General features: G+C 57.4%; 18 protein-coding genes. 10 read left to right on the top strand and 8 right to left on the bottom strand.

All coding sequences use genetic code 11. From position 1 onward, the window contains the following. The first annotated feature begins 10 nt into the window (after positions 1 to 10). On the top strand, positions 11 to 3,229 hold the full coding sequence (locus ACMXYJ_RS24565) for a transporter substrate-binding domain-containing protein (protein WP_415757278.1): 3,219 nt from the start codon (positions 11 to 13) through the stop codon (positions 3,227 to 3,229). 3 nt (positions 3,230 to 3,232) lie between these two features. Here ACMXYJ_RS24565 and dkgB read toward each other — a convergent pair whose 3' ends face one another. Both dkgB and ACMXYJ_RS24555 read right to left on the bottom strand, forming a co-directional pair. Further along, on the bottom strand, positions 3,233 to 4,036 hold the full coding sequence (dkgB, locus tag ACMXYJ_RS24560; RefSeq protein WP_415757277.1) for a 2,5-didehydrogluconate reductase DkgB: 804 nt from the start codon (positions 4,034 to 4,036) through the stop codon (positions 3,233 to 3,235). Between the two features lie 236 nt (positions 4,037 to 4,272). Beyond that, positions 4,273 to 5,181 (bottom strand): LysR substrate-binding domain-containing protein, encoded by a 909-nt coding sequence (locus tag ACMXYJ_RS24555; RefSeq protein WP_415757276.1) that lies wholly within the window; start codon positions 5,179 to 5,181, stop codon positions 4,273 to 4,275. Positions 5,182 to 5,285: 104 nt separating this feature from the next. Between ACMXYJ_RS24555 and ACMXYJ_RS24550 the strand changes: the two genes are divergently transcribed. From ACMXYJ_RS24550 to ACMXYJ_RS24530, 5 genes are all read left to right on the top strand, one after another. Continuing rightward, the gene (locus tag ACMXYJ_RS24550; protein WP_415757275.1) at positions 5,286 to 6,152 is read left to right on the top strand and encodes a pirin family protein; all 867 of its coding nucleotides are present in this window, start codon (positions 5,286 to 5,288) and stop codon (positions 6,150 to 6,152) included. A 93-nt stretch (positions 6,153 to 6,245) separates the two neighbouring features. Further along, positions 6,246 to 6,929 (top strand): isochorismatase family protein, encoded by a 684-nt coding sequence (locus tag ACMXYJ_RS24545; RefSeq protein ID WP_046048436.1) that lies wholly within the window; start codon positions 6,246 to 6,248, stop codon positions 6,927 to 6,929. Between the two features lie 57 nt (positions 6,930 to 6,986). Beyond that, positions 6,987 to 7,613: an isochorismate family cysteine hydrolase YcaC gene (ycaC, locus tag ACMXYJ_RS24540; RefSeq protein ID WP_415757274.1), complete on the top strand. Its 627-nt coding sequence runs from the start codon at positions 6,987 to 6,989 to the stop codon at positions 7,611 to 7,613. Positions 7,614 to 7,733: 120 nt separating this feature from the next. Beyond that, positions 7,734 to 9,176: a mechanosensitive ion channel domain-containing protein gene (locus ACMXYJ_RS24535; protein WP_415757273.1), complete on the top strand. Its 1,443-nt coding sequence runs from the start codon at positions 7,734 to 7,736 to the stop codon at positions 9,174 to 9,176. Positions 9,177 to 9,339: 163 nt separating this feature from the next. Next, a complete protein-coding gene (locus tag ACMXYJ_RS24530) occupies positions 9,340 to 9,780 on the top strand; it encodes a carboxymuconolactone decarboxylase family protein (RefSeq protein ID WP_223432503.1) in 441 nt (146 codons plus the stop codon). Here ACMXYJ_RS24530 and ACMXYJ_RS24525 read toward each other — a convergent pair whose 3' ends face one another. Both ACMXYJ_RS24525 and ACMXYJ_RS24520 read right to left on the bottom strand, forming a co-directional pair. Next, entirely contained in the window at positions 9,781 to 11,373 is a 1,593-nt protein-coding gene (locus ACMXYJ_RS24525; RefSeq protein ID WP_415757272.1) for a DHA2 family efflux MFS transporter permease subunit, read from the bottom strand. Further along, positions 11,370 to 12,491: an HlyD family secretion protein gene (locus tag ACMXYJ_RS24520; protein ID WP_415757271.1), complete on the bottom strand. Its 1,122-nt coding sequence runs from the start codon at positions 12,489 to 12,491 to the stop codon at positions 11,370 to 11,372. The genes ACMXYJ_RS24525 and ACMXYJ_RS24520 overlap by 4 nt, the downstream gene beginning before the upstream one ends. Before the next feature lie 240 nt (positions 12,492 to 12,731). Here ACMXYJ_RS24520 and ACMXYJ_RS24515 point away from each other — a divergent pair, with 240 nt between their 5' ends. Further along, a complete protein-coding gene (locus ACMXYJ_RS24515; protein ID WP_415757270.1) occupies positions 12,732 to 14,459 on the top strand; it encodes a ShlB/FhaC/HecB family hemolysin secretion/activation protein in 1,728 nt (575 codons plus the stop codon). 92 nt (positions 14,460 to 14,551) lie between these two features. Next, entirely contained in the window at positions 14,552 to 19,063 is a 4,512-nt protein-coding gene (locus ACMXYJ_RS24510) for a hemagglutinin repeat-containing protein (RefSeq protein WP_415757269.1), read from the top strand. Positions 19,064 to 19,633: 570 nt separating this feature from the next. On the opposite strand, the gene tnpC is transcribed toward ACMXYJ_RS24510, so the two are convergent. Continuing rightward, positions 19,634 to 21,175, bottom strand: a complete 1,542-nt coding sequence (tnpC, locus tag ACMXYJ_RS24505; RefSeq protein WP_415756930.1) for an IS66 family transposase — start codon at positions 21,173 to 21,175, stop codon at positions 19,634 to 19,636. A gap of 18 nt (positions 21,176 to 21,193) precedes the next feature. Beyond that, the gene (gene tnpB / locus ACMXYJ_RS24500) at positions 21,194 to 21,598 is read right to left on the bottom strand and encodes an IS66 family insertion sequence element accessory protein TnpB (RefSeq protein WP_415756171.1); all 405 of its coding nucleotides are present in this window, start codon (positions 21,596 to 21,598) and stop codon (positions 21,194 to 21,196) included. 634 nt (positions 21,599 to 22,232) lie between these two features. Between tnpB and ACMXYJ_RS24495 the strand changes: the two genes are divergently transcribed. Together ACMXYJ_RS24495 and queC are read left to right on the top strand one after the other, a co-directional pair. Then, positions 22,233 to 23,381 carry a hypothetical protein gene (locus tag ACMXYJ_RS24495; RefSeq protein ID WP_415757268.1) on the top strand — a complete coding sequence of 383 codons (1,149 nt, stop codon included), beginning with the start codon at positions 22,233 to 22,235 and terminating at the stop codon, positions 23,379 to 23,381. Positions 23,382 to 23,668: 287 nt separating this feature from the next. Next, positions 23,669 to 24,358, top strand: coding sequence for a 7-cyano-7-deazaguanine synthase QueC (gene queC / locus ACMXYJ_RS24490; protein WP_415760801.1), 690 nt, complete (start codon positions 23,669 to 23,671; stop codon positions 24,356 to 24,358). A gap of 59 nt (positions 24,359 to 24,417) precedes the next feature. On the opposite strand, the gene ACMXYJ_RS24485 is transcribed toward queC, so the two are convergent. Then, positions 24,418 to 25,296 (bottom strand): queuosine precursor transporter, encoded by an 879-nt coding sequence (locus ACMXYJ_RS24485; RefSeq protein ID WP_415757267.1) that lies wholly within the window; start codon positions 25,294 to 25,296, stop codon positions 24,418 to 24,420. Beyond that, a complete protein-coding gene (locus ACMXYJ_RS24480; protein WP_415757266.1) occupies positions 25,286 to 25,882 on the bottom strand; it encodes a helix-turn-helix transcriptional regulator in 597 nt (198 codons plus the stop codon). Before ACMXYJ_RS24480 ends, ACMXYJ_RS24485 begins: the two co-directional genes overlap by 11 nt. Between the last annotated feature and the right edge of the window lie 173 nt (positions 25,883 to 26,055).

The following is a 26,055-nucleotide window of genomic DNA, read 5'->3' as shown; positions in this document are numbered from 1 at the left end:
GAGCCCGATCATGCGCGATTGTTTGTGGGCTCTGTTGCTGTTCTGTGGACTGGGAGCGTCGGTGACGGCGGCCGATGAGCCAAAGCATTTGCATGTGCTGGGGCGTTCCGCGGTGGAGGGTTATCAGGTCCAGCTGGATGAAAAAGACTGGCAGTGGTTGCGTGGCAAACGCGTCTTGCGCCTCGGGGTGTCGGGGCCGGACTACCCGCCGTTCGAAATCACGCGCAACGTTGATGAGCTGGAAGGCATCACCGCAGACTATGCCGCCCTGTTGGGGCAACTGCTGCACGTAAAAATCGACGTGCTTCGTTATCGCACGCGCGAGGCGGCCATGGATGCGCTCAAACGCGATGAACTGGACCTGCTCGGCACGTCCAACAACTTCGAGGCGGCTGATCCCGAGCTGATCCTGTCCAGTGCCTATGCCGAAGATCAGCCAATGCTGGTTACCCGCCTGGACGACTGGATGCCCGTCGACCTCGCGGGCAAACGCATCGCCATGGTCGATGACTATCTGCAGGCGCAGACTGTCGAAGCCTTCTATCCCGATGCGAGCTTGCAACGCTACCCCTCGGCACTCGACGCGATCGGGGCGGTGGCGTTCGGGCAGGATGATGTGTACCTCGGGGACTTCATCAGCGCCAATTACCTCATCAATAACAACTACCTCAGTAACGTGCGCCCGGTGGGGCCTTCCGGCCTTGACGCCAATCCGTTCGGCTTTGCCTTCAGCCGGGGCAACCCACGTCTGAAAAGCATTGTCGATAAGGCTCTGGCGACGATTCCCATGGATGAGCGCACGGCCATCGAACAGCGCTGGAGTGCCGGAAGAGCCAACATGACGGGTCAAGAGCGAGTACGTTTGAGCGCCAGTGAACAACGTTGGCTGGATCAACATCCGACGGTGGAAGTGGGTGCCGTCGAGAACTTTGCACCGCTGACTTTTTACGATGCCCAGGGACAACTCAGCGGGTTGACTGCGCAATTGCTGACGCTGATCAGCCAGCGCAGCGGCTTGACCTTCAACGTGCAGCGGGGTAACTCCCTCGATCAGCAGGTCCAGCAACTCAAGGACGGCAAGATCGACGTGTTACCTGTGGTCACGCCCAGTATGGAGCGCGAAGTCGAACTGCGTTTCACTCGGGCCTACTTGAACAATCCGTTTGTACTGGTCAGTGCGACCACCCCGGGAAGCCCCAGGACCCTGGATGACATGGCCGGTAAACGCCTGGCGATTTATCGTGGTCATCCGTTGCTCGGGTTCATCCGCGCTCGGGCGCCCACTGTACGTCTGCTCGAAGTGCAGAGTCCGGCGCAGGGTATGGAATGGGTGATCAAGGGCCAGGCCGACGGGGCAGTCAGTTCATTGATCGTGGCTCGGTATCTGATTACCCGGCAATACCGCGAGCGTCTGCGGATAAGCGGCACCGTGGGTGATGAACCGGCGCGTATCGCTCTGGCCACCAGCCGTGGTGCGCTGGAGTTGCACTCGATTCTGAACAAGGCACTGCTGAGCATTTCGCCCCGGGAGATGGATGAGCTGTTAGCCCGCTGGAGCAATGATGTGGTGGTCGATGACAGCTACTGGCTGCGTCATCGCCAAGGCATTCTCCAGGCGTTCGCCGCGGCGGGTGCTTTGCTGTTGCTCGCACTGGCCTGGATTGCCTGGCAGCGTCGGCAAATAACTCAACGCCAACAACTGCTCGGGCAATTGCAGGATGCGAAGAACGCCGCCGACGATGCCAACCGCGCCAAAACCACCTTTCTGGCGACCATGAGTCATGAAATCCGCACACCGATGAATGCCCTGATCGGCATGCTAGAACTGGCGCTGAAGCGAGCGGAAGAGGGCTTCACTGATCGCTCCGCCATCGAAGTGGCATCCAATGCCGCGCAGCAATTGCTGGCGTTGATCGGCGACATCCTGGACATCGCCCGCATCGAGTCCGGGCATTTGTCGCTGACCCCGGAGCGCGCCAATCTACGCACGCTGGTGGAGTCGGTGTGCCGGGTTTTCGAAGGCCTGGCACGGCAGAAGAACTTGCAGTGGCGGGTCGAATTGGCCGAACACAGCGATCGTGACGTGTTAGTCGACCCCACGCGCTTCAAGCAGGTGCTGTCCAACCTGCTGAGCAACGCGATCAAGTTCACCCGTGAAGGTGAGGTGAGTCTGACACTGCGGGTAGAGCCCGGTGTGTCGGGGCATCTGGCAGTCAGTGTGCGTATTGAGGACACCGGCATCGGTGTCAGTGTGGTCGATCAGCAGCGACTGTTCAGCCCGTTCGTGCAGGCCGGTAACAGCCAGCAGTCAGGCCACAATGGTTCCGGCCTGGGACTGGTGATCAGCCGCACTCTGTGCGAAATGATGGGCGGCCGATTGCAGCTCGACAGCGTCCTCGGACTGGGTACGCAGGTCGACATCAGCTTTGATCTGATTGCGTTGCAACCGTTGGCCTGCAGCGAGCGGGTGGATAGCGGATTGCAGGTGGCGACTCGGATGCTGAGGATTCTGGTGGTCGACGATTACCCGGCCAATCGATTGTTGCTCTCACGGCAGCTGAGCTACCTGGGGCATCAGGTACTGGAGGTTGAGGATGGCGAGCGTGGTCTTGTGAAGTGGCGCGAGCACGAGCTCGATTTGGTCATTACCGATTGCAACATGCCGGTGGTCAATGGTTATGAATTGGCGGGTGCGATACGCGATGAAGAGCGCGCTAATGGCTTGCCACCCACGCTGATTCTTGGGTTTAGCGCCAATGCGCAGCCAGAAGAAAAGGTCCGTTGCCTTGAAGCGGGCATGGACGACTGTCTGTTCAAACCGATCCGGTTGGCCGATTTGAGTGCCTGGCTGGCGTCCCGATTTGTGAATGAGCCGCCAGCGCCGGTTGCAGAAAAATCAACGTACGAGATCGACTTGACTGGCCTGGAGCTCTACGTCGGTGAAGACCGGACGCTGATCAATCAGTTGTTGCGAGAACTGGCCGTAACCAACCTCTACGATCGCGATGATCTGCTTGCAGCGCACGTCTGTGGTAATCGTCACCGGCTGCAAGACCTGGCGCACCGCATCAAGGGTGGTGCGCGCATGGTTCGTGCAAAACGTTTGATCGAGTGCTGCGAAGATCTGGAACGTGCCTGCGCCGAGGGGCGCGCGGCGTTGATCGACGAGGCCGTCGATCAATTGCAGCACGCCATGGCACGCCTTGATCAGAGCCTCAAGCGAGACTGACGCTTAATCCCAGTGGGGCGCGATGCCTTTGGGGCTGGTCAGACGATGGCCACGATCAAGACCCGCGATCAGCGCCATGTCGGCGTCGCTCAAGGTCATGGCGCACGCTTTCAGGTTGCTGGCGAGGTTGGCGCGTTTGGTCGACGAGGGGATCACGGCGTAACCCAGTTGCATGGCCCAGGCCAACGTGACGTGTGCCGGCGTCGCCTGAAGGCGATCGGCGATTTGCTGGATCACCGGGTCTTTGAGCACTTCGCCGTAAGCGAGGGTCATGTACGAGGTGATCTGGATGCCCTGGCTCTGCGCGAATTCGACGACCTTGCGGTTTTGCAGGTAGGGATGCAATTCGATCTGGTTGGTCGCGATGTGTTCGGCGCCGACCGCGGCGATCGCCTGTTTCATCAGGTCGACGGTGAAGTTGGACACACCGATCTGCCGGGTCAGGCCCAGTTGTTTGGCTTCGAGCAGGGCGCCCATGAACTCCTCGACCGGCACCTGATCGTCCGGAGACGGCCAATGGATGAGGGTTAGGTCCAGATAGTCGGTTTGCAGCTTTTGCAGGCTTTCCTTGAGGCTGTCGATCAGGCGATCCCTGGCGAAGTTGGCAACCCAGATCTTGCTGGTGATGAACAACTCGTCACGGGCAATGCCGCTGGCGGCAATGGCCTCGCCGACCTCGGCTTCGTTCTCGTAGATTTGTGCGGTATCGATGACTCGATAGCCCAGGTCCAGGCCAGTGCTCACCGAATCGATGACCACCTGGCCTTGCAAGCGAAAAGTACCAAGGCCGAATGCGGGAATAGACATCAATGACTCCAGGGTTGCAGTGGGAATGGGCACGAGTATCCGCGCCCGCACCGATGAGAAAAACCGCTGGATCGGCAAAGCAATGTTTACCGCAAGTCATGAATCGAAAGATCGCAGCCTCGTTTTACTCGACAGCTCCTACAGGGGTTTGCGTACGCTGTAGGAGCTGTCGAGTAAAACGAGGCTGCGATCTTGTGATCTTAAGCTGATTCGCCACCTGCTACAGGTCGCTGTCGCTAGGCAATATCGCTGTGGCTGAATTCCTCGCCCAGAAAGTCGATCAATGCACGCACCGACGGCAGCAGCCCACGGCGTGAAGGGAAGATGGCATGCACGATCCCGCATTTGGGTGCCCAGCCCGGCACCAGTTCCACCAATCGGCCCGCGGCAATGTCGTCGCGCACCACTACGCTGGGCAGGTGAGCGATGCCGATCCCGGCCACCGCGGCGTGACGCAACGCCAACAGGTCATCGGTGACCATTCGTGGCGCATGCCGGATCACCGCGCTGGCGCCTTCCGCACCAAACAATTCCCACTGATATTCACGCTGCGCCGCGCCCCAGTGCAGGCTCGGCAACCCGCTGAGGTCGGCCGGGGAGGCTGGTGATGACAGGCGCGGCATGAAGGCCGGACTGCCCACCAGGCACTGGGTGCTGTTGCCCAGCACCTTCATCACCATGTCGGTGTTTTCCAGCGGCGGAAAGCGCACCCGCAGGGCGATGTCGAAACCCTCGTGGATCAGGTCGACCCGGCGGTTGGTGCTCTCGATGAACAACTCCACCAGCGGGTACTTGAGCATGTAGCGGGTCAACATCGGCCCGACCCAGGAATTGAGCAGCGCGGTCGGGCAACTGATGCGCACCAGGCCCTGGGGTTCGGAGCGGTTGCGTTCGATCAGTTCGGCAGCGCTTTCCGCTTCCACACGCATCGCCAGGCAACGCTGGTAATAGGCCTGGCCGATTTCCGTCAGTGAACAATGCCGGCTGGTGCGGTGCAGCAGGCGTACACCGAGGCGCTCTTCGAGCTCGGCAATCCGCCGGCTCAGCTTCGACTTGGGCATGTCCAGCGCCCGACCGGCCGGGGCGAAACCGTGGTGTTCCACCACTTGGGTGAAGTAGTAGAGGGTGTTGAGGTCTTCCACCATCGTTCTCCATATAGAACGCTAAGGCTGATTTTTGCAGTCTAGTGCATCAAAGGGTTCAGTTTTAAGCTTTGTCCATCGCGTCACTCACCAGATTCGGAGGCAGAATGAAAAACATCATCGGTATTTACACCAGCCCACGGACCCATTGGGTCGGTGACGGTTTTCCGGTTCGCACGCTGTTTTCCTATGACAACCTGGGCAAGCACATCAGCCCGTTTTTGCTACTCGATCACGCCGGTCCCGCTGAATTCACCCCGACCACCGAGCGTCGTGGCGTTGGTCAGCATCCACACCGCGGTTTCGAAACCGTGACTATCGTTTATAAGGGCGAACTGGAACACCGCGACTCCACCGGCAGCGGCGGCAAAATCGGCCCAGGCGACGTGCAATGGATGACCGCAGCGTCCGGGATTCTCCACGAAGAGTTCCACTCAGAAGGTTTCGCCAAAACCGGCGGTACCCTGGAAATGGTTCAGCTGTGGGTCAACCTGCCGGCCAAGGACAAAATGGCCGACGCCGGTTACCAGACGATTCTCGATGGCGACATCCCGAGCATCGCGCTCAAGGACCAGGCCGGCAGCCTGCGCTTGATTGCCGGTGAGTTCGATGGCCACACCGGCCCGGCGCGCACGTTTACCCCGATTGACGTCTGGGACCTGCGCCTCAACGGCGGCAAGTTGCTGACCCTGGACCTGCACGAAGGTCGTAACACAGCAATGGTCGTGTTGCGTGGCACGGTTCAGGTCAACGGTGTGGAACTGGTGCGCGAAGGGCAGTTGGCGTTGTTCGAACGCAATGGCCAGCAGCTCAGCCTGGAAGCCAATAACGATGCCGTCGTGTTGCTGCTCAGTGGCGAGCCGATCGACGAACCCATCGTCGGTCACGGTCCGTTCGTGATGAACACCGAGCAAGAGATTCACCAGGCCTTCGCCGACTTCCAGTCCGGTCGGTTCGGCCAGATGCACGGTTAACCCGTACAGGTTCAACAACCCGCTCTACACAGGATGCGTAGGCCGGTTCCCGGGCAAGGGATGGCTGTTGCCTGAAAAAAAGAGGAGACGCACATGAGTACCGTCAACGCGGCCAACTTCAATGGCCAGAAACCGACCATCGATCCCAACGACAGCGCGATGCTGTTGATCGACCACCAGAGCGGATTGTTCCAGATCGTCAAGGACATGGATGTGCCGCAACTGCGCGCCAACGCCATTGCCCTGGCCAAAGCCGCGACCCTACTGAAGATGCCGGTGATCACCACTGCCTCCGTACCGCAAGGGCCGAACGGGCCGTTGATTCCGGAGATTCACGAGGCAGCACCGCACGCTCAATACGTGGCGCGCAAAGGTGAAATCAACGCCTGGGACAATGCTGAGTTTCACGCGGCAGTAAAAGCGACTGGCAAGAAAACCCTGGTGATCGCCGGCACCCTGACCAGCGTTTGCCTGGCGTTCCCGTCCATCGCGGCGGTGCACGAAGGCTACAAAGTGTTTGCGGTGGTCGACGCTTCCGGCAACCACTCGAAACTGGCCACTGATCTGACAATTGCCCGATTAACACAAGCCGGGGTGGTGCCTATCGACATCATGGCTACGCTCTCTGAGCTGCAAGGCTCGTGGAACCGTCCGGACGCCGAGCAGTGGGCGGCCGTCTACGCCCAGGCCATGCCGCATTATCAATTGCTGATCGAGAGCTACCTCAAGGCTCAGCAAGTGGCGAACGAACACGAAGTGCTGGACTCCCAGCGCTAACCGGGTACCCCCACGCCGACTTCCACTCGGCATCGATAAAAAGCGAGGATTACTCCCATGACTACCTCTTACAAACGTCTCGACAAGGATAACGCCGCGGTTCTGTTGGTCGATCACCAGGCGGGTCTGCTTTCTCTGGTGCGCGACATCGACCCGGACCGTTTCAAGAACAACGTGCTGGCCCTGGCTGACCTGGCCAAGTACTTCAAGTTGCCGACCATTCTCACCACCAGTTTCGAAACCGGCCCCAACGGCCCGCTGGTGCCTGAGCTCAAAGCGTTGTTCCCGGACGCGCCGTACATCGCCCGTCCTGGCCAGATCAATGCCTGGGACAACGAAGACTTCGTCAAGGCGATCAAGGCGACCGGCAAGAAACAACTAATCATCGCTGGCGTGGTGACCGAAGTGTGCGTGGCGTTCCCGGCGCTGTCGGCACTGGCTGAAGGCTTCGAGGTGTTCGTGGTGACTGACGCTTCCGGCACCTTCAACGAACTGACCCGTCAATCGGCCTGGGACCGCATGTCGGCCTCCGGCGCACAGTTGATGACCTGGTTCGGCCTGGCCTGTGAGCTGCATCGCGACTGGCGCAACGATGTGGAAGGCCTGGGCACCTTGTTCTCCAACCACATCCCGGACTACCGCAACCTGTTTACCAGCTACAACGCGCTGACCAACAGCAAATAATGTTGGATCGATGAATAGAAAAGGGCCTCATTCGAGGCCCTTTTTTGTTTTTCAAAGCTATAACTCCACAAGGGAAATGTGTGCGATCTTCCGTCCATTGGCCTTCGCTGGAGTTGCTTGATGCTGTCACTGCTTACCGATCACCCATTGATCTGCGCGATGGCTTTGATCCTTATCGATCTGGGGCTGTGGCGCCTGCTCAGTGCCAATGGCAGCAACTGGAAACTGGTCGTGCGGCTGGTGATTTTTTCGTTGTTCAGTGTCCTGCTGTTCAACGAAGGCCTGAACCCCATGGAGACGGCGCCCTGGGCCGACAACGTCCCGCTGCACCTGGCGGCCACCGGTTTGCAGATCGGCTGGTGGCTGTTCGGTGCGCGCACCCTGACGGTGCTGATCGGCGCGGTGATGATGCAACGGGTCGGGCACACCGGGCGCTTGCTGCAGGACTTGCTCGGCGCGGTTATTTTTCTGATCGCGATCATCGCGGCTTTGGCGTACGTGCTCGATCTGCCGGTCAAAGGCGTGCTGGCGACCTCCGGCGCGTTGGCGATCATCGTCGGCCTGGCCTTGCAAAGTACCCTCAGCGACGTGTTCTCCGGGATCGTCTTGAACACCACCAAACCCTATCAACTGGATGACTGGATCTCCATCGACGGCACCGAAGGCCGGGTCATCGACATCGACTGGCGCGCGACGCGCCTGCAAACGGCCCAGGGCAGCATGGCGGTGATTCCCAACTCCCTGGCGGCCAAGGCCAAGATCATCAACTTCAGCCGGCCCAGTGATATTTTTGGCGTGTCCATCAGCTTGCAACTGAGCCCGCACGCGCGTCCGCAAACGGTGATCGACGCGCTGGAACGGGCGATGCAAGGATGCCGCTATCTGTTGAACAAACCGGCGCCGTGTGTCGCGTTGAAAGGTTCCAGCGCCACCGGTGTGGAATACGAAATCAGTGGTTTCGTGGTCTCCATGGACCAGAAACGCATGGTCCGTAATCTGCTGTTCGACCTGGCATTCCGGCACTTGCAGGCCAGCGGCGTCAGCCTGTTGTCGAACGTCGAACCGAACGCACCTGCCAACCTGTCACGGCCACGGGCATTGCTGGACGCGTCGAACATTTTCTCGACCCTGCGTCAGGAAGAGAAAGAAACCTTCAGCCAGAACATGACCCTGCAAAACTTCCGCGCGGGTGAAATGATTCTGCCGGCGGGGGAGGTCAGCGATCACTTGTTCATCATCGAATCCGGCGTCGTCTCGGTGGAGCTGAGCCGTGGTGGGGTCAAGTTCGAGTCCGGGCGCATGGGGCCGGGTGAGGTGATCGGCGAGGGCGGGATTTTGTCGGATACGGCGATGCCGGCGGACTTTAGTGCCAAGACGTTCTGCAGCTTGTACCGGATAGAGAAGGAATACCTCAAACCGTGCCTGGATGCGCGGCATGACATCGGCGAAGCGATGAAGGCGTTACTGGATTTCCGCTTGAACAAGGCTCAGACGTTGACTCAGGAAGCGCCTAGGGTTGTGCAGAAGAAGGGGTTTTTGCAGTGGCTGCGCAATCGAGCGTAGGGGCTTGAAGGTCATGGACGCGGGTATGGCAAAGGCATTTCGGATGAGGACGACATGAGCAGGAGGCATCCCATTGGCATCCTCAACTTCCCAATAATTGGCTATTTTCTGCAGCTCAGTGCGCGATTAACGTAGCTCCACACCCCTTTGACTGGAGCCCACCATGCAACCGCGTATCGATTTCTACACCGCTTCCCCAGATGCCCTCAAAGCCATGATCGCGCTGGAAACCGCTGTTTCTAAGTTGCCGCTGGAAAAGACCTTGATCGAACTGGTCAAGCTGCGTACCTCGCAAATCAACGGCTGCGCCTTCTGCCTGGATATGCACAGCGCCGATGCCCGAAAGGGCGGTGAAGACGAGCGCCGCCTGTACACACTGTCGGCCTGGCGTGAAACGCCGTTCTTCACCCCCCGCGAACGTGCAGCACTGGCCTGGACCGAATCCCTGACACTGTTGAGCCAGACTCACGCACCTGATGAGGACTACGAGCTGGCGGCGTCCGAGTTCAGCCCGAAGGAACTGGTCGACCTGACCGTGGCGATTACCACCATCAACGCGTGGAACCGTCTGGCGGTTGGCTTTCGCAAAATGCCTCAAGCCTGATCAATGAGCGTCTGCTGACGGCGCGGCCGGTGGTTGCACCTTGCGCATCAAAGGCACCATCGCCGTGGCGATGATGAAGCAGACCATGATCATCAGGAATGCGTCGCCGTAGGTTTGCGTCTGCGCTTCGCGGTAGGTCAGCAGCCACAGCTGATGCAGGCTCGCGGTGACGCCCACGTCACCGCTTTGGCCGAGGGCGGCGAAGTTGTTGCCGACCTGGGACAGCCACTGATTCAGTGCTTCGTTGGTGCTGTTGAGGTTTTCCGCCAACCGGGTGAAGTGCAGGTTGGTGCGGTCATTGAGAATGGTCGCGCACGCGGCGATACCGATGGCGCCACCCAGGTTTCGCATCAGGTTGAATAACCCCGAAGCATGTTTGAGCCGCGCCGGTGCCAGACCACCCAAGGTCAACGTCACCGCCGGCGGCACCGCCAGTTGCTGGGCAATCCCGCGCAGTGCTTGCGGCAACATCAATTCCTTAGCCCCCCAGTCATGGGTGATCGGGCTGAAATCCCACATCGACAACGCGAACAACCCCAGGCCGATCATCATGATCCAGCGCAAATCAACACGGTTGGCCAGAAAGGCGTACAGCGGAATCGCCATGATCTGGAACACCCCGGTGGAGAAAACCGCCAGACCAATGTCCAGCGCGCTATAGCCACGCACCCGGCCGAGAAACAGCGGCGTCAGGTAAATGGTGGCGAACAGGCCGATCCCGGTGACGAACGAAAAGAAGCAGCCAAGGGCGAAGTTACGGTCTTTCAAGGCGCGTAAATCGACGATCGGATTGGCGACGTGCAGGGTTCTACCGATGAACGCCAGGCCGGCCAGTCCGCTGATCCATGCCGTGGTCAGAATCGTGCTGTCGCTGAACCAGTTCCAGCGCGGGCCTTCTTCGAGGGTGTATTCCAGGCAACCGAGAAACAGCGCCATGAACACCATGCTCAGGTAGTCGGCACCTTTGAGCAGCGACAATTCCGGCTGGTCGATTTTCACCAGCATCGGCACCGCCACCGCGACGAAGATCCCCGGCACCAGATTGATATAGAACAGCCAGTGCCACGAGGAAACATCGGTAATCCACCCGCCGATTACCGGCCCCAGGGTCGGGGCCAATGAGGCCACCGCGCCAATGGTTGCAGCCGCGATCACCCGTTGCTTGCCAGTGAAGAAAACGAACGCCGTGGTGAACACCAGCGGGATCATCGAACCGCCGAGAAACCCTTGCAGGGCGCGGAAGGCGATCATGCTCTGGATGTTCCAGGCCGCGCCGCAGAGCAGGCTGGCCAGGGTGAAGCCCACCGCTGAAGCGCAGAACAGCCAGCGTGTCGAGAACACTCGGGACAACCAGCCGGACAGTGGGATCACAATGATTTCGGCGATCAGGTAACTGGTTTGCACCCACGCCGTTTCATCGGTGCCCGCCGAGAGTCCACCGCCGATATCACGCAACGACGCCGAGACGATCTGGATGTCCAGCAGCGCAATAAACATGCCGATGCACATGCTGGCGAAGGCGAACACCTTGGTCGCCGTCGCCATGTTCGCGGCGTTGAACGGCTTTGCGGGAGCAGCGAGGGCGCGGCTCATGGCGCGCTGGCCACGGCTGGCGTTTCAGGTTCCTTGCGAGTGTCCACTTCAGCGGTGACCGACAGGCCTGGACGCAGATGGCCGAGCACGCCATCGGCCGGATCAAGCACGATGCGCACCGGCACCCGCTGAACGATTTTGGTGAAGTTGCCGGTGGCGTTTTCCGGCGGCAGCACGCTGAACTGCGAACCACTGGCCGGCGCGAGGCTGTCCAGATGACCGTGGAATTCCTGCCCCGAGAGCACGTCGGCATGAATGATCACCCGTTGCCCCGGTGTCATTCGCGATAGCTGATCTTCCTTGAAGTTGGCATCGACCCATAGCCCACTGGCCGGTACCACCGACAGCAATTGCGAACCGGCCTGGGCATAAGCGCCGACCCGCGCCCGGCGATTACCGATCACGCCGTCCACCGGGGCCTTCAGTTCGGTGTAACCCACATTCAACTGCGCCAGATCACGTTCGGCGCGAGCCTGCATCAGTGCGGCGCGGGCTTGCTGTTTCTGGGTTGCGATCACATTCAACTGCCGTTGTGTAGCGAGCAATTCAGCCTGGGCCCGGGCGCTGAGGGCTTGGGCAGTCTTGAAGGTGGCGTTGGCGCGTTGGGCGCTTTCCACTGAGACGGCATTGCTGCCGACCAGTTTTTTGTAGCGAGCATCATCATCCCGGGAACGGGAGGTTTCGGCACCGGCGGCATCAATCCCGGCGCGGGCCTGGCCGATCACCGCGTGTTGCAGTTCTTCGGTGGCATCTAGATTGGCGAGCAGAGCTTCTTCGGCGGCCACCGCACCTTCGGCCTTGGCCAGGTTGGCGCGATAGTCGCGGGAGTCGAGGCGAATCAGCACGTCACCGGCCTTGACCTTCTGGTTGTCGGTCACCAGCACTTCTTCGATGTAACCCGCCACCTTCGGCCCGATCACCGTCACATCGCCGCCGATGTAGGCGTCGTCGGTTTCTTCGATGAAACGGCCGGCGGTCCACCAGTGAGTCGCGTACAGCCCGCCGAACACCAGGGCAGCGATGACCGCAGCCAGCAAGATCAACCGTTTGAGCAGGGGAGGCTTGGGTGTGCTCACCGGGACAGCAAGGTCGGTTTCAAGGCTGGGCATGCTAGTCATGGAGATTACCTGTGGGAAACGGGTCTTTATTACGTATGTAATATGACGTAGGTAATATTTAGTGGCAATTAATTTCTGTTGCCGGTCGTCAGGTGGTCTTGGGTAAACAGAAGGGGCGAAGCAAATGTTTAAGAAATGTAAGCGTTGTAGGACATCTCTTGCATTTGCGTAGGAACGATCTGACTATCACTCGCATTAATGGAGTGGCATTAGGCCATTTGATGATCGCAAGGATGTTGAGTGCCGTATTCGCTTCGCGCTGTTCCTCGTCGTAGTCCCACGCCTTGCACGCTGTTGTTGGCCTTGCTGCTGAGCCTGAACGTTTCCTCGCTAAAGGCGGCCGAGCCCACTGCTCCAGGCCAGGAGGTGCTGCGCCAACAACAGCAACAACAGCGCGATCTGCAACAACTGCAACTGGAACAGCGCCGCCGGCAATTGGAGCGCGGCAGTTTCGGTGCGGCGCCGCTCACGCCTGTCGTTCCTGCCACGGTGCCTGCCGATGAGCGCTGCTGGCCCCTGAGCGGAACGCGCATTGGCGGCGTGACGCTGATCAGCAGCCAGACACTCAATGAGCGAATCAAACCGCAGCTGTCGTCGTGCATGGGCGTCGGTCAGATCAATCATCTGCTGGCGACCATCACCGGTCTGTATGTCGAGGCGGGTTACATCGCCAGTCGGCCTTACCTGCGCAGCGCGCCAGCGGCGGTGCAATCGCTGGATATCGTGGTCGATGAAGGCTACGTCGAGTCCATTGAGCTGGCCGACCAGAGCTTGCCGGTGTCCCTCGGCGGTGCGTTCCCCGGGATGCTCGGCAAACCGCTGAACCTGCGAGATCTGGAGCAAGGCCTGGATCAGTTGAACCGTCTGCGCTCCGTGGATTTGACCGCCGACATCGCCCCCGGCAGCCAGCCCGGCGCCTCACGGCTCATCCTGCGTTCGCGCACCCGCGGACAGTCGCGCTGGTCGTTGGGCCTGGGCGTGGACAACCTCGGCAGTGCCAGCACCGGGCGGGATCGCGACACGCTGAGCCTGAGCCTGGACAGCCCGCTGGAACTCAACGATGCGCTCAATCTGAGTTTCAGCGACACCCTCAATCAGGGCGACCGATATAGCCGCAACGCCAGCCTGTACTACGCCATTCCCTACGGTTACTGGACTTACAGCCTGTTCGCCAGCCACGCCGAATACCGTGCGCCGTTCAAACTCAGCACGCTGACGTTCCACAGCACCGGCATCACCGATCAACTGAGCCTGCGCGCCGACCGGGTGCTGTGGCGCGATCAAAGCCATCAGCTGAGCGCCAATCTGCAACTGGCCCACAAGGACGTCGACAGTTACCTGGAAAACATTCGCCTGGGCATCCAGAGCCCGACCCTGACCGTGGCCGAAGCCGGGCTGAACCTGTTCTGGCTCAACAGCGCGGTGTGGAATCTGGACATCAATTACGCCCAAGGCTTGCGCTGGCTCGGTGCCGATGACGATGCCCAGCGCCAGGTCAATAACCTGCCCAAGGCGCAGTTTCGCAAATACCGCGCTGGCCTCAGCCAGTGGCGCAACGGCCAGATCGGCCAGCAAACCTGGCAATGGCAGAGCCAGTTCAACGTGCAATACAGCCCCGATCCGCTGCCGGCCATCGAGCAATTGCTGGGCACCGACGATTCCGCGGTGCGCGGCTATCGGGTCAGCAGTGCGTCCGGTGCCAGTGGCGCGATCTGGCGCAACACCTTGCGCCTGCCATTGCGCAGCGCTCTGCCAGTGCAGATCACCCCACGTTTGGGCCTGGACAACGGCTGGATCAAGGCCGACCACGGCGCTCAAGGGCAACGCCTGAGTGGCGCCAGCGCCGGGGTCAACCTGAGCTGGAAAAACCTGCAAGTCGACGTCGATTACCAACGCAGCCTCAACACGCCCAGCGGTTTGCAGCATGAGCCAGAGACCTGGCTGATGCGCGTGGGGTTGCAGATATGAACACTGACAAACAGCCGTCGGACCTGAGCGCCACAGCCACGGCCAACAACTCGGCGCGCAACGTGATGCCGCACTTTAATTGAGAGGTTTCTATGCCTGCACAGACATTTGCGTTCCATCTTTCCCCTCGGGGCAAACTGCGCTGGGCGATTGCCAGCCTGTTTCTGATTGCTCACCTGCCTAACGCTTTGGCAGGGGGCGTAGTGGTCGCGCCAGGCCCCGGCGGCACTGCGCAACTGCAAACCCAGGGCGGCGTGCCCATCGTCAATATCGTTGCGCCTAACGGTTCCGGCCTGTCCCATAACCAGTTCCTGGACTACAACGTTGACCGTCAGGGCTTGGTGCTGAACAACGCGCTGCAAGCCGGCCAGTCGCAACTCGCAGGACAACTGGCGGCCAACCCGCAATTCCAGGGGCAGGCCGCGAGCGTGATCCTCAATGAAGTGATCAGCCGCAACCCGTCGGCCCTCAACGGTGCTCAGGAAATCTTCGGCCGCGCCGCCGATTACGTGTTGGCCAACCCCAACGGGATTTCGGTGAACGGCGGCAGTTTCATCAACACCCCGAACGCCAATCTGGTGGTCGGTCGCCCCGAACTGAACGACGGCAAGCTGCAAGCCCTCAGCACCCGCGACGCCACCGGCTCCTTGCAGATTCAAGGCGCGGGCCTGCAAAACCGCGAAGGCTCGGTCAACCTGATCGCCCCACGCATCGACAGCCAGGGCAACCTGAGCGCCCGGGATCAGTTGAACCTCACCGTTGGCCGCAACCAGGTGGATTACGCCAGCGGCCAGGTTAAAACCGTGGACCCGGCCGGCAACACTCAAGACCAACGCATCGACGCCAGCCTGTTCGGTGCGATGCAGGCTGGGCGCATCAACATCGTCAGCACCGCCGAGGGCGCAGGCGTGCGGGTCGGCCCGGTGCAGGTCGACGGTCGTGAGGGTGTGCAGATTCGTTCCGCCGGTGACCTGAGCATCAGCGGTCAGGCCGTTCCCGACAGCCTCGATGTGGTCCGGGCGGGCGTGCGCAGCAGTCAGGGCGATGTCGGTCTGCACAGCGGCAAGGATCTGCTGCTGGCCGCCGCCGATGTCAGTGGCCGTGACGTAAAGGTCGACGCCAAACGCAACCTGACCTTGACCACCGTCGAAAGCCGCAAGCTTCAAGAGAAGCGCGAAAACTGGAACAACAGCACCATCGGCATCACTTGGGAAACCTATGACCGGACCCAAACCGACAGCGACTCGCGCCAGCACGGCAGCCAGATTCTCGCCAGCCGTGACGCCAAGTTGTCGTCCGGTGGCAACACCGAACTCAAAGCGGCCAAGGTCGAGGCTGCCAACACCCTCAGCGTCCAGAGCGGCGGCGATCTGCGCCTGACCGCCGCCACCGAAAGCCACACCCAAACCGATCAGGGCAACCACCGCAAACACCTGTGGAAGGCCAACTGGGACACCAGCAGCGAAGAGCAGCGCAGCATCACCACCCAGTTGAAGGGTGGCAATATCGCCTTGGCCACGGCGGCGTTGTTACGTGCCGAGGGCGCGGAGTTGAGCAGCAAGGGTGATATCCAGCTCGCCGGCAAACAGGTCGAGATCACCAGCGCCAGCCGCACCCAACGCAACAGCGACAACCGCTATTCCGGCGATCTGGTGGGCGGCGGTTTCTTCGGCAAGACCGGTGATGCGGATCAGGGCAAAACCCTGAACCAGGGCAGCAAGGTCAATGCCGGCGGCAAACTGATCGTCAAGGCCGACGATGTGCGCATCAGCGGCAGTCAGGTGCGCGGCGGCAGCGAGGCCAGCGTGATCAGCGACAAAGGCTCGCTGGTCATCGATGGCGTGCAAGACACCTCCCATGCCAACAGCCACGACAAGGACAGCAAGTTTTTCGGCATCACCAAGGATGAAACCCGTCAGAACGCCAAGGACAGCACCACGGTGCGCAGCGAACTGACCTCCGACAGCAACCTCAAACTCAAGAGCGCCAAAGACATCGAAGTGGCCGGCGCCACGGTCAAGGCCAATGGCACCCTTAGCGCCGAGGCGACGGGGGATGTGAATGTCCATTCCGCGCAGAACACCCGTGAGTCTGGCAAAACCACCGAGACCCGTGGCTTCGATGCCTACGCCAAGGAAAACGCACCGGACGCCGGCCAGTACCGCGCCGGTGTGCATTACGAAGACAAGCAGCAAACCGCGAATACCCGTGATGTCAGCCAGCAAGGCTCCAGCCTCAGCGGCGCCAACGTGCAACTGGCGGCGGGCGGTGATCTGACCCTTAAAGGTGCCGAGGTCAAAGCCACAAACGGCGACGCGACCCTGAGCGGTAAAAACGTGTCGCTGCTGGCCGAGCAGGACAGCCACAGCACTTCGACGGACACAACCAGCACCAGCGGCGGTTTCTACTACACCGGCGGCCTCGATCGTGCCGGCAGCGGCGTCGATTTCGCCCACGGTACATCCCAGGACGCCACGAACAAAACCACCGCACAAACCACCAGCGTCCAAAGCAGCGGCAACCTGAATATCAACACCGGCAAACTCACCACTGAAGGCGCGCGTCTTGATGCGGGCAAAGGTCTGAATGTCGCCGCCGCCGAGGTCAACAATCAGGCCGCGAGCAACACCGACAGCAGTACTCATACAGAGAGCAACTGGTCGGCGGACATCGGTGCCAACGTCGAATACAAAGACATCGCCCGGCCGATCGCCAAAGCTGTCGAAGGCGTACTGAACGGCAAGGTGCCGGACAAGGACGGCCTCGCCAACCTCGGCCAGCCGAATGTCGGCATCGATGTGGCGATCGGTCATCAGAACGGTAGCCATACCGAGCAAAACAGCCACGCCGTGGTCAGCCAGTTCAAGGGCGGCACGGTGGACGTGAACGTCGCCGGCACGTTGCAGGATCAAGGCACGCAGTACCAGGCGAGCGCGGGCGCGGTGAACATCAGCGCCGACAACCTGGTGGCCAGCGCCGCCAGTCACACTCGCAACAGCACCGATCAGGCACTGGACGCCAAGGCTGATGTGCGGGTCTACACCAAAACCGGTGAGGACGTGAATGTCAGCGGCAGCGGCGCGGGTGGCAGCAGCCAGACTCGCAAAGAGAACTCCACGGCGGTGGTCGGCGGCTATGCCGGCAGCCAAGGCGTGAACATCAACCTGCGTAATGACGGCCAGTTCGAAGGCAGCCAATTCAATGGCGGGCAGGGCGGAGTAAGCATCAAAACTGGTGGCGATCTGGCGCTGAATCAGGCCAATGACCGTCAGAGCAACGACAGCTCCAGCCTGCGTGGCAACGGTTCGCTGAGCGTCGGCACCGCCCCTGGCACCGACGGCACCAACGTCAATCTCGGCGCGGGTTTCCAACTGGATCACAAAGGCAATCAGACTCAGGACAGTCAGGCTCGCGTGGCAAGTATTGCGGGCAAAGGCCCGGTGCAATTGAGCAGCGGCGGCGACCAGATCCTGCAAGGGACGACAGTCGATACCCGCGACGCCATCGACCTGAAGGCCGGCGGCAAACTCGACCTGCAAGCGGCCTCTGACGCCCATCGCTCCACGGGCAGCAATCTCGGTGGCGGTCTTAATGTAGGCGGCAGCAAAACCAGCACCGAGAAAAGCAGCGATCAGGGCGGCAACCTGAGCGCCAACTTCAACATCGGCCGGGTCAATGAAAGCAGCCAGACCCTGAGCGGCGGCCGCCTCAACAGCCAGGACAAGATTCAACTCAGCGGTGATTCGATCCACCTGCAAGGCACCCAAGTCAGCTCGCCGAGCGTTGCCCTTGATGCGCAGAACGGCGGGGTCTATCAGGAATCGGCCCAGTCCACGCAGAACCGCACGAACTGGAACGTCGCCCTGAATGCCGGCGGTAATCTGAGCAACAGCACACCCACTGCCACCAACGAAAAAGACATCGCCAAGAGCGACCATGGCTTCAATGCCGGGGCCAAGGTTGGCGTTGATTACCTGCAAGGCACTACTCAGCAGAACAGCCAGTTCAAGGCTGACAGCGTGGTGTTGAATAGCGCGGGCGATGCGCAGTTGGCCGGTGCGAGGATTGATGCGACGACGGTCAGCGGCAAGGTCGGAGGCGACCTGATCGTGGAAAGCCGTCAGGACAGCCAGACCAGCGCCAAGGTCGAAGTTGACCTCGGGTTGACCGGCAAGAAAGCAGCGCCCGCTGACAAAGACAAAGTGGCCGACAACAGCAAACCGGGCGGGACGGACTACAAGCCGACCCTAAAACTGGACGCCGGTTATGCCCACAAGGACAGCGTCGGCCAGGCCTCTGGCATCAGCGGCACGCAAGGTGTGAATCTCAAGGTTGACGGTGCAACGCAATTGACCGGCGCGCGGGTTGCTTCATCTGAAAGTCGCGTGGATTTAGGGGACACCAAGGTCAGCACCACCGACCTGAATAACCGCGACTACAGGGTCAAGGCAGGTCTGGATCTGCCGGAGAAAGCACAAACCGAGGGCAGTAAACCCGACGTCTCAGCCGCCGGGGAGCACAGTGTCAAACTCGGCCCCGTAACCTTGGGTGGTCATTACGACAGCCAGTCGCTACAGGCCGGTATTGACGAGAAAAACATCTAAGCCACACACATCCCCTGTGGGAGCGGGCTTGCTTGCGAAAGCGGACTACCTGTCAACATCAATGTTGAATGTAAGTAAGCGCTCCATGAACCCCACATTCAAAGTCACCACCTGATCCCAGACGCGGCGCCCCATATTTCTCTACCTGTGGCACATAAATAGCTTACCTACCATTTTGCTGGCATAAGAATGCCAATGTTTGGCTATTTTAGTGGCATAAAAATGCCAAAGTTTGGTTATTTCAGTGGCACAAAAATGCCAAGGCCAGGTATTTCAGGTGGCACAAAAGATGGGCCCTATTTCTGTGGTATTTAAATGCCATTCAAATGTCACATAAATGCCACGAAAATGGAGAAGTACGCCCTATCTGCGCTCATGTGAGCCATTTTGGACCTGTACCGGGGGTAGGACTATTTTTGTACCGGGGGTAGGATTTTCCGTTTTTACAGGGCTTTGGAGGCCCAAAAAACGTACCGAGTCTATTACGTGTTGGGTGGATTTGGCAGTACAGCCAAGGATATCGAAAGGTCTCGATAGCGTACGATCCAACCACCCACGATAGGGTCAGGCTTAACTTCGTATCTCTGGCGAACAGTTCCACGGCAGCAGCGCTTCATAATCCGCCACCGACTGCGCATGTGGTAACTGCTCCAGTACGTGGCGTAGCCACGTATAAGGCTCTTGCCCGTTGACCTTGGCGGTCTCCATCAGGCTGTAGATCTGAGCACTGGCGGTAGCGCCTTTGGGCGTGTCGCTGAACAGCCACGCCTTACGACCGATAACGAACGGTTTTATCGCCCTTTCGGCCGCATTGTTGTCGATAGGTAAAAAACCGGCTTCTACATAACGCTCCAGCCGGCTCCAGTTGCTGGCCAGATAATTAATGGCCTTACCCAGCACACTTTGCGGCGTTACTTGGGGCTGCGTTTTCTCCAACCAGCTTTTCAACTGAGCCAGGATCGGTACGCTCCTTTGCTGACGGCCGATTAAACGCTGTCCATCATCGCCGTCCTTGAGGTCGCGCTCGATGCCATACAGCTTGTTGATCATTGTTAGGGCGATATCGGCACGTCCCGTCTTGCCCTTCGGCTGCACTTTCTGAGCCTCGACAAACTTGCGGCGCGCATGGGCCATGCAGGCCAGCCGTTCAACCCCCGGCTGCAACGCCAAGGCGTTATAGCCCGCGTAATCATCGGTCATAACATAGCCGCGATAACTTTCCAGTAGACGTAACGGAACCTCCTGCGCACGGCTGGACGTGTACTCGAACAACACGACTTTGCGATCTGGCGGGCCGCTGGCTTGTACCCACATCCAGGATTGGCTGGTCGGGTCTCGACCTGGCTCTTTCAATACTTGAACACGGGTTTCATCGCAGTGGATCACCGGGCTTTCCAGTAATCGGTCGCGCATTAAGTTCAGCAGTGGCTGAAAGTGTTCGCTGCACTGCATCACCCAGCGCGCCAGTGTTTGCCTTGGTATATCGATACCGTGTCGACTTAACACCGTCTCGAAACGATGCAGCGGCAAGCCATCGACGTACTTGGTGGTCAGCAACATGGCCAGAACGCTTGGGCTGGCCATGCTCTTTTCGATCAGTTGAGCCGGTTTGTCGGCGGTGACCGGTGCCGTTTCGCAGCCACGGCAACCGTAAACCTTGCGGATATGTTTGATGACACGGATCTGCATCGGCACGATATCCAGCTGTTCGCTGATTTCTTCGCTGATCACGTGCTTGCGGCAACCGCAGGCACAGGTCAGTTCGTGCTCGGGCAGTTCGTGGATGACCTCGACACGCGGCAGCTCAGCCGACAACGCCTTACGTTTTCCTCGGCGCGGCACCGGGGAAACGACTTCTTCAGCATCGCCGATCAATGGCATCGGCTCGCTTTCAGGCTCATTGAACAGTGCAAGTTGCGGCGTATTGGGCTGCGCTGTCTGCTCGGACTTACGCCCGAACAAGCGGTCGCGCAACAGCTTGATCTGTCCTTTCAGGTCGAGGATGTGAGCCTGATAAGCCTGGGCAACTTCTTCCTGGCGATTGAGTGCCTCAAGCAGCAGCTGCTTGAGCAAAACGGGGTCATCAGGAAGATCGTCGGGCAGAGAAATCATGGCCCGGATTATACCGGGTCAGGCTACGTAGCGTGGAGTCAAAACCTGGTGAGGACGGTTGCGCCACAGGTCAAAACCGTCGAGCAGCCAGTTCAGTTCCTGGACGGTCAGAACGATCACTTCATCGCTGAGATCAGGCGATGTTTTGAATCGCTCGGACTCCAAGCGCTTAAGCCAAAGGCAGAAGCCGTTGCGCTCCCAGTACAAAATCTTCACGCGGTTACGGGGCTTGTTGAGAAAAACGAAGAGCACGGGATCGAACACCGCCACTTTTATGTCCAGCTCGACCAGCGCAGCGAGGCCATCAATGGACTTTCTGAAGTCCACGGGCTTGGGGTAGAGATAAACTTTTTCAACTTTGGCGTCGGGTCGCATCATGACGAGCTGGCCTCCTGAGAGAATCGGGAGCACAGCATCCGGCATCAGCTAAGCGCTTTGAATGTGGGGTTCATGGAGCGCTTACGAATGTAAAACCGCCATCGCGAGCACGACAGCTCCTACTGGGGGGATGTATGTAGGAACTGTCGCAGGTATCTTTGCGACAGGTGCTGTGGAACAGGCGTATTAACCAATCGCGGTCCGATTGCTCTGCGCTATCAGTAATTAGTTACCAATGGAACTGCTAGTGTATTGGGCTTACGCTCACGGCTGGGCTAAGGAAGTCTATGTGATAGCCGGAAGATCCATCACCAATAGCTAAATGAACCCCACTGATACCTTCATTCATCTGTGAGTTGATTTTGTTATTTTTCTTTTTTATCTGATCTTTCTTTTTTATTTTGTTGGTGTGTACTCCCGGAAATGTTAGGGAGTGGGCTAATTAATACAAATTTTTTGATGTGTTAAATGATTTGTTGGGTTTTTTAAATTGGTCTGACTGTTGTTCATCGTAAAGCTCTCTATAGGTTATTTGTGTAGGGCATATCTGTAATCTTGTTCTGAAAATTTAATATTCGCCTTTTTTTGGTTGTTGCTGATGACCTGATGTCGTTAGCTTTATTTATGGGGTTTGTTTTTTTTAGGGCTAAATGTCCAACTGTTAATAGAGGGTTATATAGTGCATGTATCAAAGAAATACCTGACAGATACGTCTGTCCATCAAGCCCTGCTACTGGTTGATCTTACCGAGGCAAGCGCTCCCGATCACGCCGTCCGACTATTGCTAAATGAAGTTCTTCAGGGGCTTGCTGAAAAAGGCTGGCCCCAAGCGCAACTTCAGACCGGACCACGAATTGTGTCCGCTGAAGAAAATTACGGTTTGCTGGGTTATGACCCAGCAGAAGTCACTCTTGGGAGTGAACACACCCGTTGGGTCGATGAGTGTTCCCTTTTGCGTACACAAACCACCAGTCAAATTCCGGCGGCACTTCAGCGTGCAGCTCATGTGCGGCAACCGGGGGAGACGATATTGCTGGCCGCGCCAGGTATCACTTTTCGTCGAGATAGTCGGGATCGTTGGCATTGCGCAGAACCACATCAAATGGATATCTGGGTGCTGGGTGATCCGGAACTGTCGACACATGACCACTTGTTGCGTCTGGTCAGCGATATCCTCAAATCAGCCGTTCCTGACAAGCGTTGGGTCTACAGTGATAGCCCGCATCACTACACGGAGGGTGGAATCGAAGTGAATGTGGTGAATGACGGCTCTCCGGTCGAGGTGCTGGAGTGCGGTCGTATTGCTACGTCTTTGTTAGAGCGCTTGAAGATTGATCCGCAGCGTCATGGAGGGCTGGCGCTCGGGATGGGGTTGGATCGACTGACCATGTTGCGCAAGGGAATTCCGGATATTCGCTTGCTACGTGATCAGAACGTACGAGTACAGGCGCAGATGCATGATTTGAATCCCTGGAGCGCTGTATCACGTTTACCTTCGATTGCTCGCGATATTTCGTTGGCGGTAACGCCAGGGTTAAGTGAGGAAGTGTTGACCGAGAGGATGTTACAAGCTGCTGGCGACAACTCTGACTGGATCGAGGAGATGCAGGTCAAGGGACGTTGGGGATTCTCGGATTTACCTGTGCAGGCAATTGAACGCCTCGGACTGCTGCCGGGCCAGGAAAATGTGCTTCTGCGCGTTGTACTGCGTGATTGTTCGCGATCAATCACTACCCACGAGGCGAACGCCTTGTATGCGAACATTCAGTCGACGTTGCATGAAGGTGCGCCTGGGGCGGGTTACAGAATGGATCTTCCACAGGCTTGAAACCGTCGATAGCGGCAGGTTAGTCAGCATCAATGTTGAGTGATCAATTGCTTTCGTCGGATCGCCGCCCGGAGCAAGCTCGCTCCCACAGGGACCGCGTAACTGCCGTTTGAAGCGGGTCATCAGTGATGACTGTTTGGAAAATCCCTCGGGAATCCAGCATGGAAATGACACAAACGGAAATCGGAGACGGTCATTTCGGAAACCTCCCACACCCAGAATTTGAGCTTCCCGGTAGGGTCAACGGCCCCGGCACCCTGCCGAGACACCCCAAGGAAGAACGAACCATGACCAGAAAGGCCGTAATCGTTTTCAGCGGCGGACAAGACTCGACCACCTGCTTGATCCATGCATTGCCGATGTACGATGAAATTCATTGCATCACGTTTGATTATGGCCAACGCCATCGTGCGGAAATCGAAGTGGCGCAACAGCTTTCGAAACAGCTTGGCGTGAAGGTGCACAAAGTATTGGACGCTTCATTGTTGAGCGAACTGGCCATTAGCAGCTTGACGCGCGACCGCATTCCAATTGCAAGGAGTACGGGGAACGGCGTGCCTGATACGTTCGTGCCTGGCAGGAATATTCTGTTTTTAACGTTGGCTTCTATTTATGCCTATCAAGTGGGCGCGGAAGCTGTCATCACAGGTGTGTGTGAAACAGAGAGCTCTGGTTATCCTGATTGTGGCGATGAGTTTGTTAAGGTGTTGAACAGCGCTATCCACTTGGGAATGGACTATAAGATACGAATCGAGACGCCGCTTATGCGGCTTAATAAAGCTGAGACTTGGGCTTTGGCTGATTACCATAAGCAACTGGATTTGATTCGTTATCATACATTGACTTGCTACAACGGGATAATGGGAAGTGGGTGCGGCGACTGTGATGCTTGTAGTCTTCGTTCAAAAGGATTGAGTGAGTTTCTGGGGAATAGAGCGGAAGCTTTGGATAGTCTAAAAATAAAAATTGAATTATAGAAAGACATTGTGTTGTTGGGAGAGTGCGCAATTTGTAATAGGCGCGCTCTCCCCGAGCTTTAGGTGGTTTTGGCTCCTGCTATATATCTTTTAAATAATGACCTTGCTCCGTAAGCTGGAAAAATGTTAAATACAGCGAAGCACATCTTTATCGCTATTTGCGCGTAGACCATATTAAGTATATCGCTATTTTGCATTGCACCATAAAACGCAATAAAGCAAAAAAGAATGCTATCTATTATCACTGCGAAGAAAGTGCTAAAAAACACGCGCAAAAATAGAAATCTGGAGTTTGTGAGCTCTTTTATTTTACAAAGCAAGTAAGAGTTTACGTACTCCGAGAAAAGAAACGAAACTGATGATGCTACTAGGACTGATGATACGTGAGTGACGACTTCTGTATACGGTACATCAAGTTTCCATCCGGGTAGTCCAGGGAGATAGATGACTGCGTTCATCAGTAAAACGATTAAAGCATTACTTGAAAAAGCAAATAGCAGCGCTCTCCTTGCCAATCTAAGTCCGTAGGTCTCGTTCAACAAATCAACAACTAAAAATGTTAGAGGATAAAGAAAAACAGCAGGAGGTATGACAAGATCAAACCATTGCAAATAGACAAGTTTAGTCGCCGCAATATTTGTGAAGATGTAAAGTGAAAGCAGAAGTACATTTAGAGCTACATAGATCATCCAGGATCGTTCATGGCGATCATTCATTTCGTAGGTGGTTGGCGCGGTCCCTCCAGAGTAATATTTCCGGTATATATCCTTGATTTCCAGCTTGCTTAGGTTGTCTATTATTTCGCTTCTTAATACCTCGCCTATCTTTATTTTTATAATTTTTCCTGTGGGGATCACCATAATGACGACCAGGTTTTTGTTTTTTTCAAATCCCAATAGTTTGTATTTGCTATTTTCCGCTTCATTGTTAATTACCATTAAATCTTTCCTCGATCACTGCTCCAATAATGTAGCTGGTGTCAGTGTCAAAACTGTCAGTGGTAATGCGTAGTTTTTTTGTTGTTTTATCGTATGCCAATTTTTCTCCATCACCACTCGATAGGCCCTTCTTGACTATCAAGAGATCCCCTGACTCATTCATCCAACTAATATCATTCTCCAGAAGCACGCCTATTAAATTGGAGGCCGTTCCGAAGTAATATGTCAGCGGATGCGTGATGGCTAACTCACCAATTCTTTTGTCCAGACTTTCAATTAGTAAACTCTCTCTAATGATCGGGACTGCTGCAGGGTTCATATTCCCATAGGGTGAGACACTACTCTCTATTGTTTCTTTCTCTTCAAAATCTATTGTCTCTATCTCTTTATAAGACACACCAAAAAAATCTGATATTTTTTGAATGGTAGATTGTTGTACATGGACAACCCTTCCTTCCAAAATGTTATAGATGGTCGTTCTGGTCAGTCCGCTAGCATTACACAAGGAAAGCCGAGTCTCTCCACGGCTCTTTATCAGGTACTTGATGTTGTTTTTTAACTTTTCCGTTCTATCTTTCTTGTGCATTAAATATTTACCATTTGCGTGTCGTTGCAATAGATCGCACGTGGGGAGGTGATTCGCTTTGAGTGCAGCATCCTACACGCCTGCGCCCTAGACAAAAAAGATAATTTTTCTCACGGGTAAACAGCTGTGGAATGTTTTCTATTTCCGCGTTTGAGTTCTGACATTGCATGTAA

Source organism: Pseudomonas arabinosi, assembly GCF_047758675.1.
Classification (GTDB): Bacteria; Pseudomonadota; Gammaproteobacteria; order Pseudomonadales; family Pseudomonadaceae; genus Aquipseudomonas; species Aquipseudomonas arabinosi.
The sequence above is the reverse complement of the archived record's forward strand: the minus strand, read 5'-3'. Positions and strand labels throughout refer to the sequence as shown.

Bases quoted from the DNA above. Each gene is read 5' to 3' on its own strand.
- tnpC (WP_415756930.1), bottom strand. From the start codon at position 21,175: ATGATTTCTCTGCCCGACGATCTTCCTGATGACCCCGTTTTGCTCAAG.
- ACMXYJ_RS24565 (WP_415757278.1), top strand. From the start codon at position 11: ATGCGCGATTGTTTGTGGGCTCTGTTGCTGTTCTGTGGACTGGGAGCG.
- dkgB (WP_415757277.1), bottom strand. From the start codon at position 4,036: ATGTCTATTCCCGCATTCGGCCTTGGTACTTTTCGCTTGCAAGGCCAG.
- ACMXYJ_RS24545 (WP_046048436.1), top strand. From the start codon at position 6,246: ATGAGTACCGTCAACGCGGCCAACTTCAATGGCCAGAAACCGACCATC.
- ycaC (WP_415757274.1), top strand. From the start codon at position 6,987: ATGACTACCTCTTACAAACGTCTCGACAAGGATAACGCCGCGGTTCTG.
- ACMXYJ_RS24535 (WP_415757273.1), top strand. From the start codon at position 7,734: ATGCTGTCACTGCTTACCGATCACCCATTGATCTGCGCGATGGCTTTG.
- ACMXYJ_RS24510 (WP_415757269.1), top strand. From the start codon at position 14,552: ATGCCTGCACAGACATTTGCGTTCCATCTTTCCCCTCGGGGCAAACTG.
- ACMXYJ_RS24520 (WP_415757271.1), bottom strand. From the start codon at position 12,491: ATGACTAGCATGCCCAGCCTTGAAACCGACCTTGCTGTCCCGGTGAGC.
- queC (WP_415760801.1), top strand. From the start codon at position 23,669: ATGACCAGAAAGGCCGTAATCGTTTTCAGCGGCGGACAAGACTCGACC.
- ACMXYJ_RS24525 (WP_415757272.1), bottom strand. From the start codon at position 11,373: ATGAGCCGCGCCCTCGCTGCTCCCGCAAAGCCGTTCAACGCCGCGAAC.
- ACMXYJ_RS24555 (WP_415757276.1), bottom strand. From the start codon at position 5,181: ATGGTGGAAGACCTCAACACCCTCTACTACTTCACCCAAGTGGTGGAA.
- ACMXYJ_RS24530 (WP_223432503.1), top strand. From the start codon at position 9,340: ATGCAACCGCGTATCGATTTCTACACCGCTTCCCCAGATGCCCTCAAA.
- tnpB (WP_415756171.1), bottom strand. From the start codon at position 21,598: ATGCCGGATGCTGTGCTCCCGATTCTCTCAGGAGGCCAGCTCGTCATG.
- ACMXYJ_RS24485 (WP_415757267.1), bottom strand. From the start codon at position 25,296: ATGGTAATTAACAATGAAGCGGAAAATAGCAAATACAAACTATTGGGA.
- ACMXYJ_RS24480 (WP_415757266.1), bottom strand. From the start codon at position 25,882: ATGCACAAGAAAGATAGAACGGAAAAGTTAAAAAACAACATCAAGTAC.
- ACMXYJ_RS24550 (WP_415757275.1), top strand. From the start codon at position 5,286: ATGAAAAACATCATCGGTATTTACACCAGCCCACGGACCCATTGGGTC.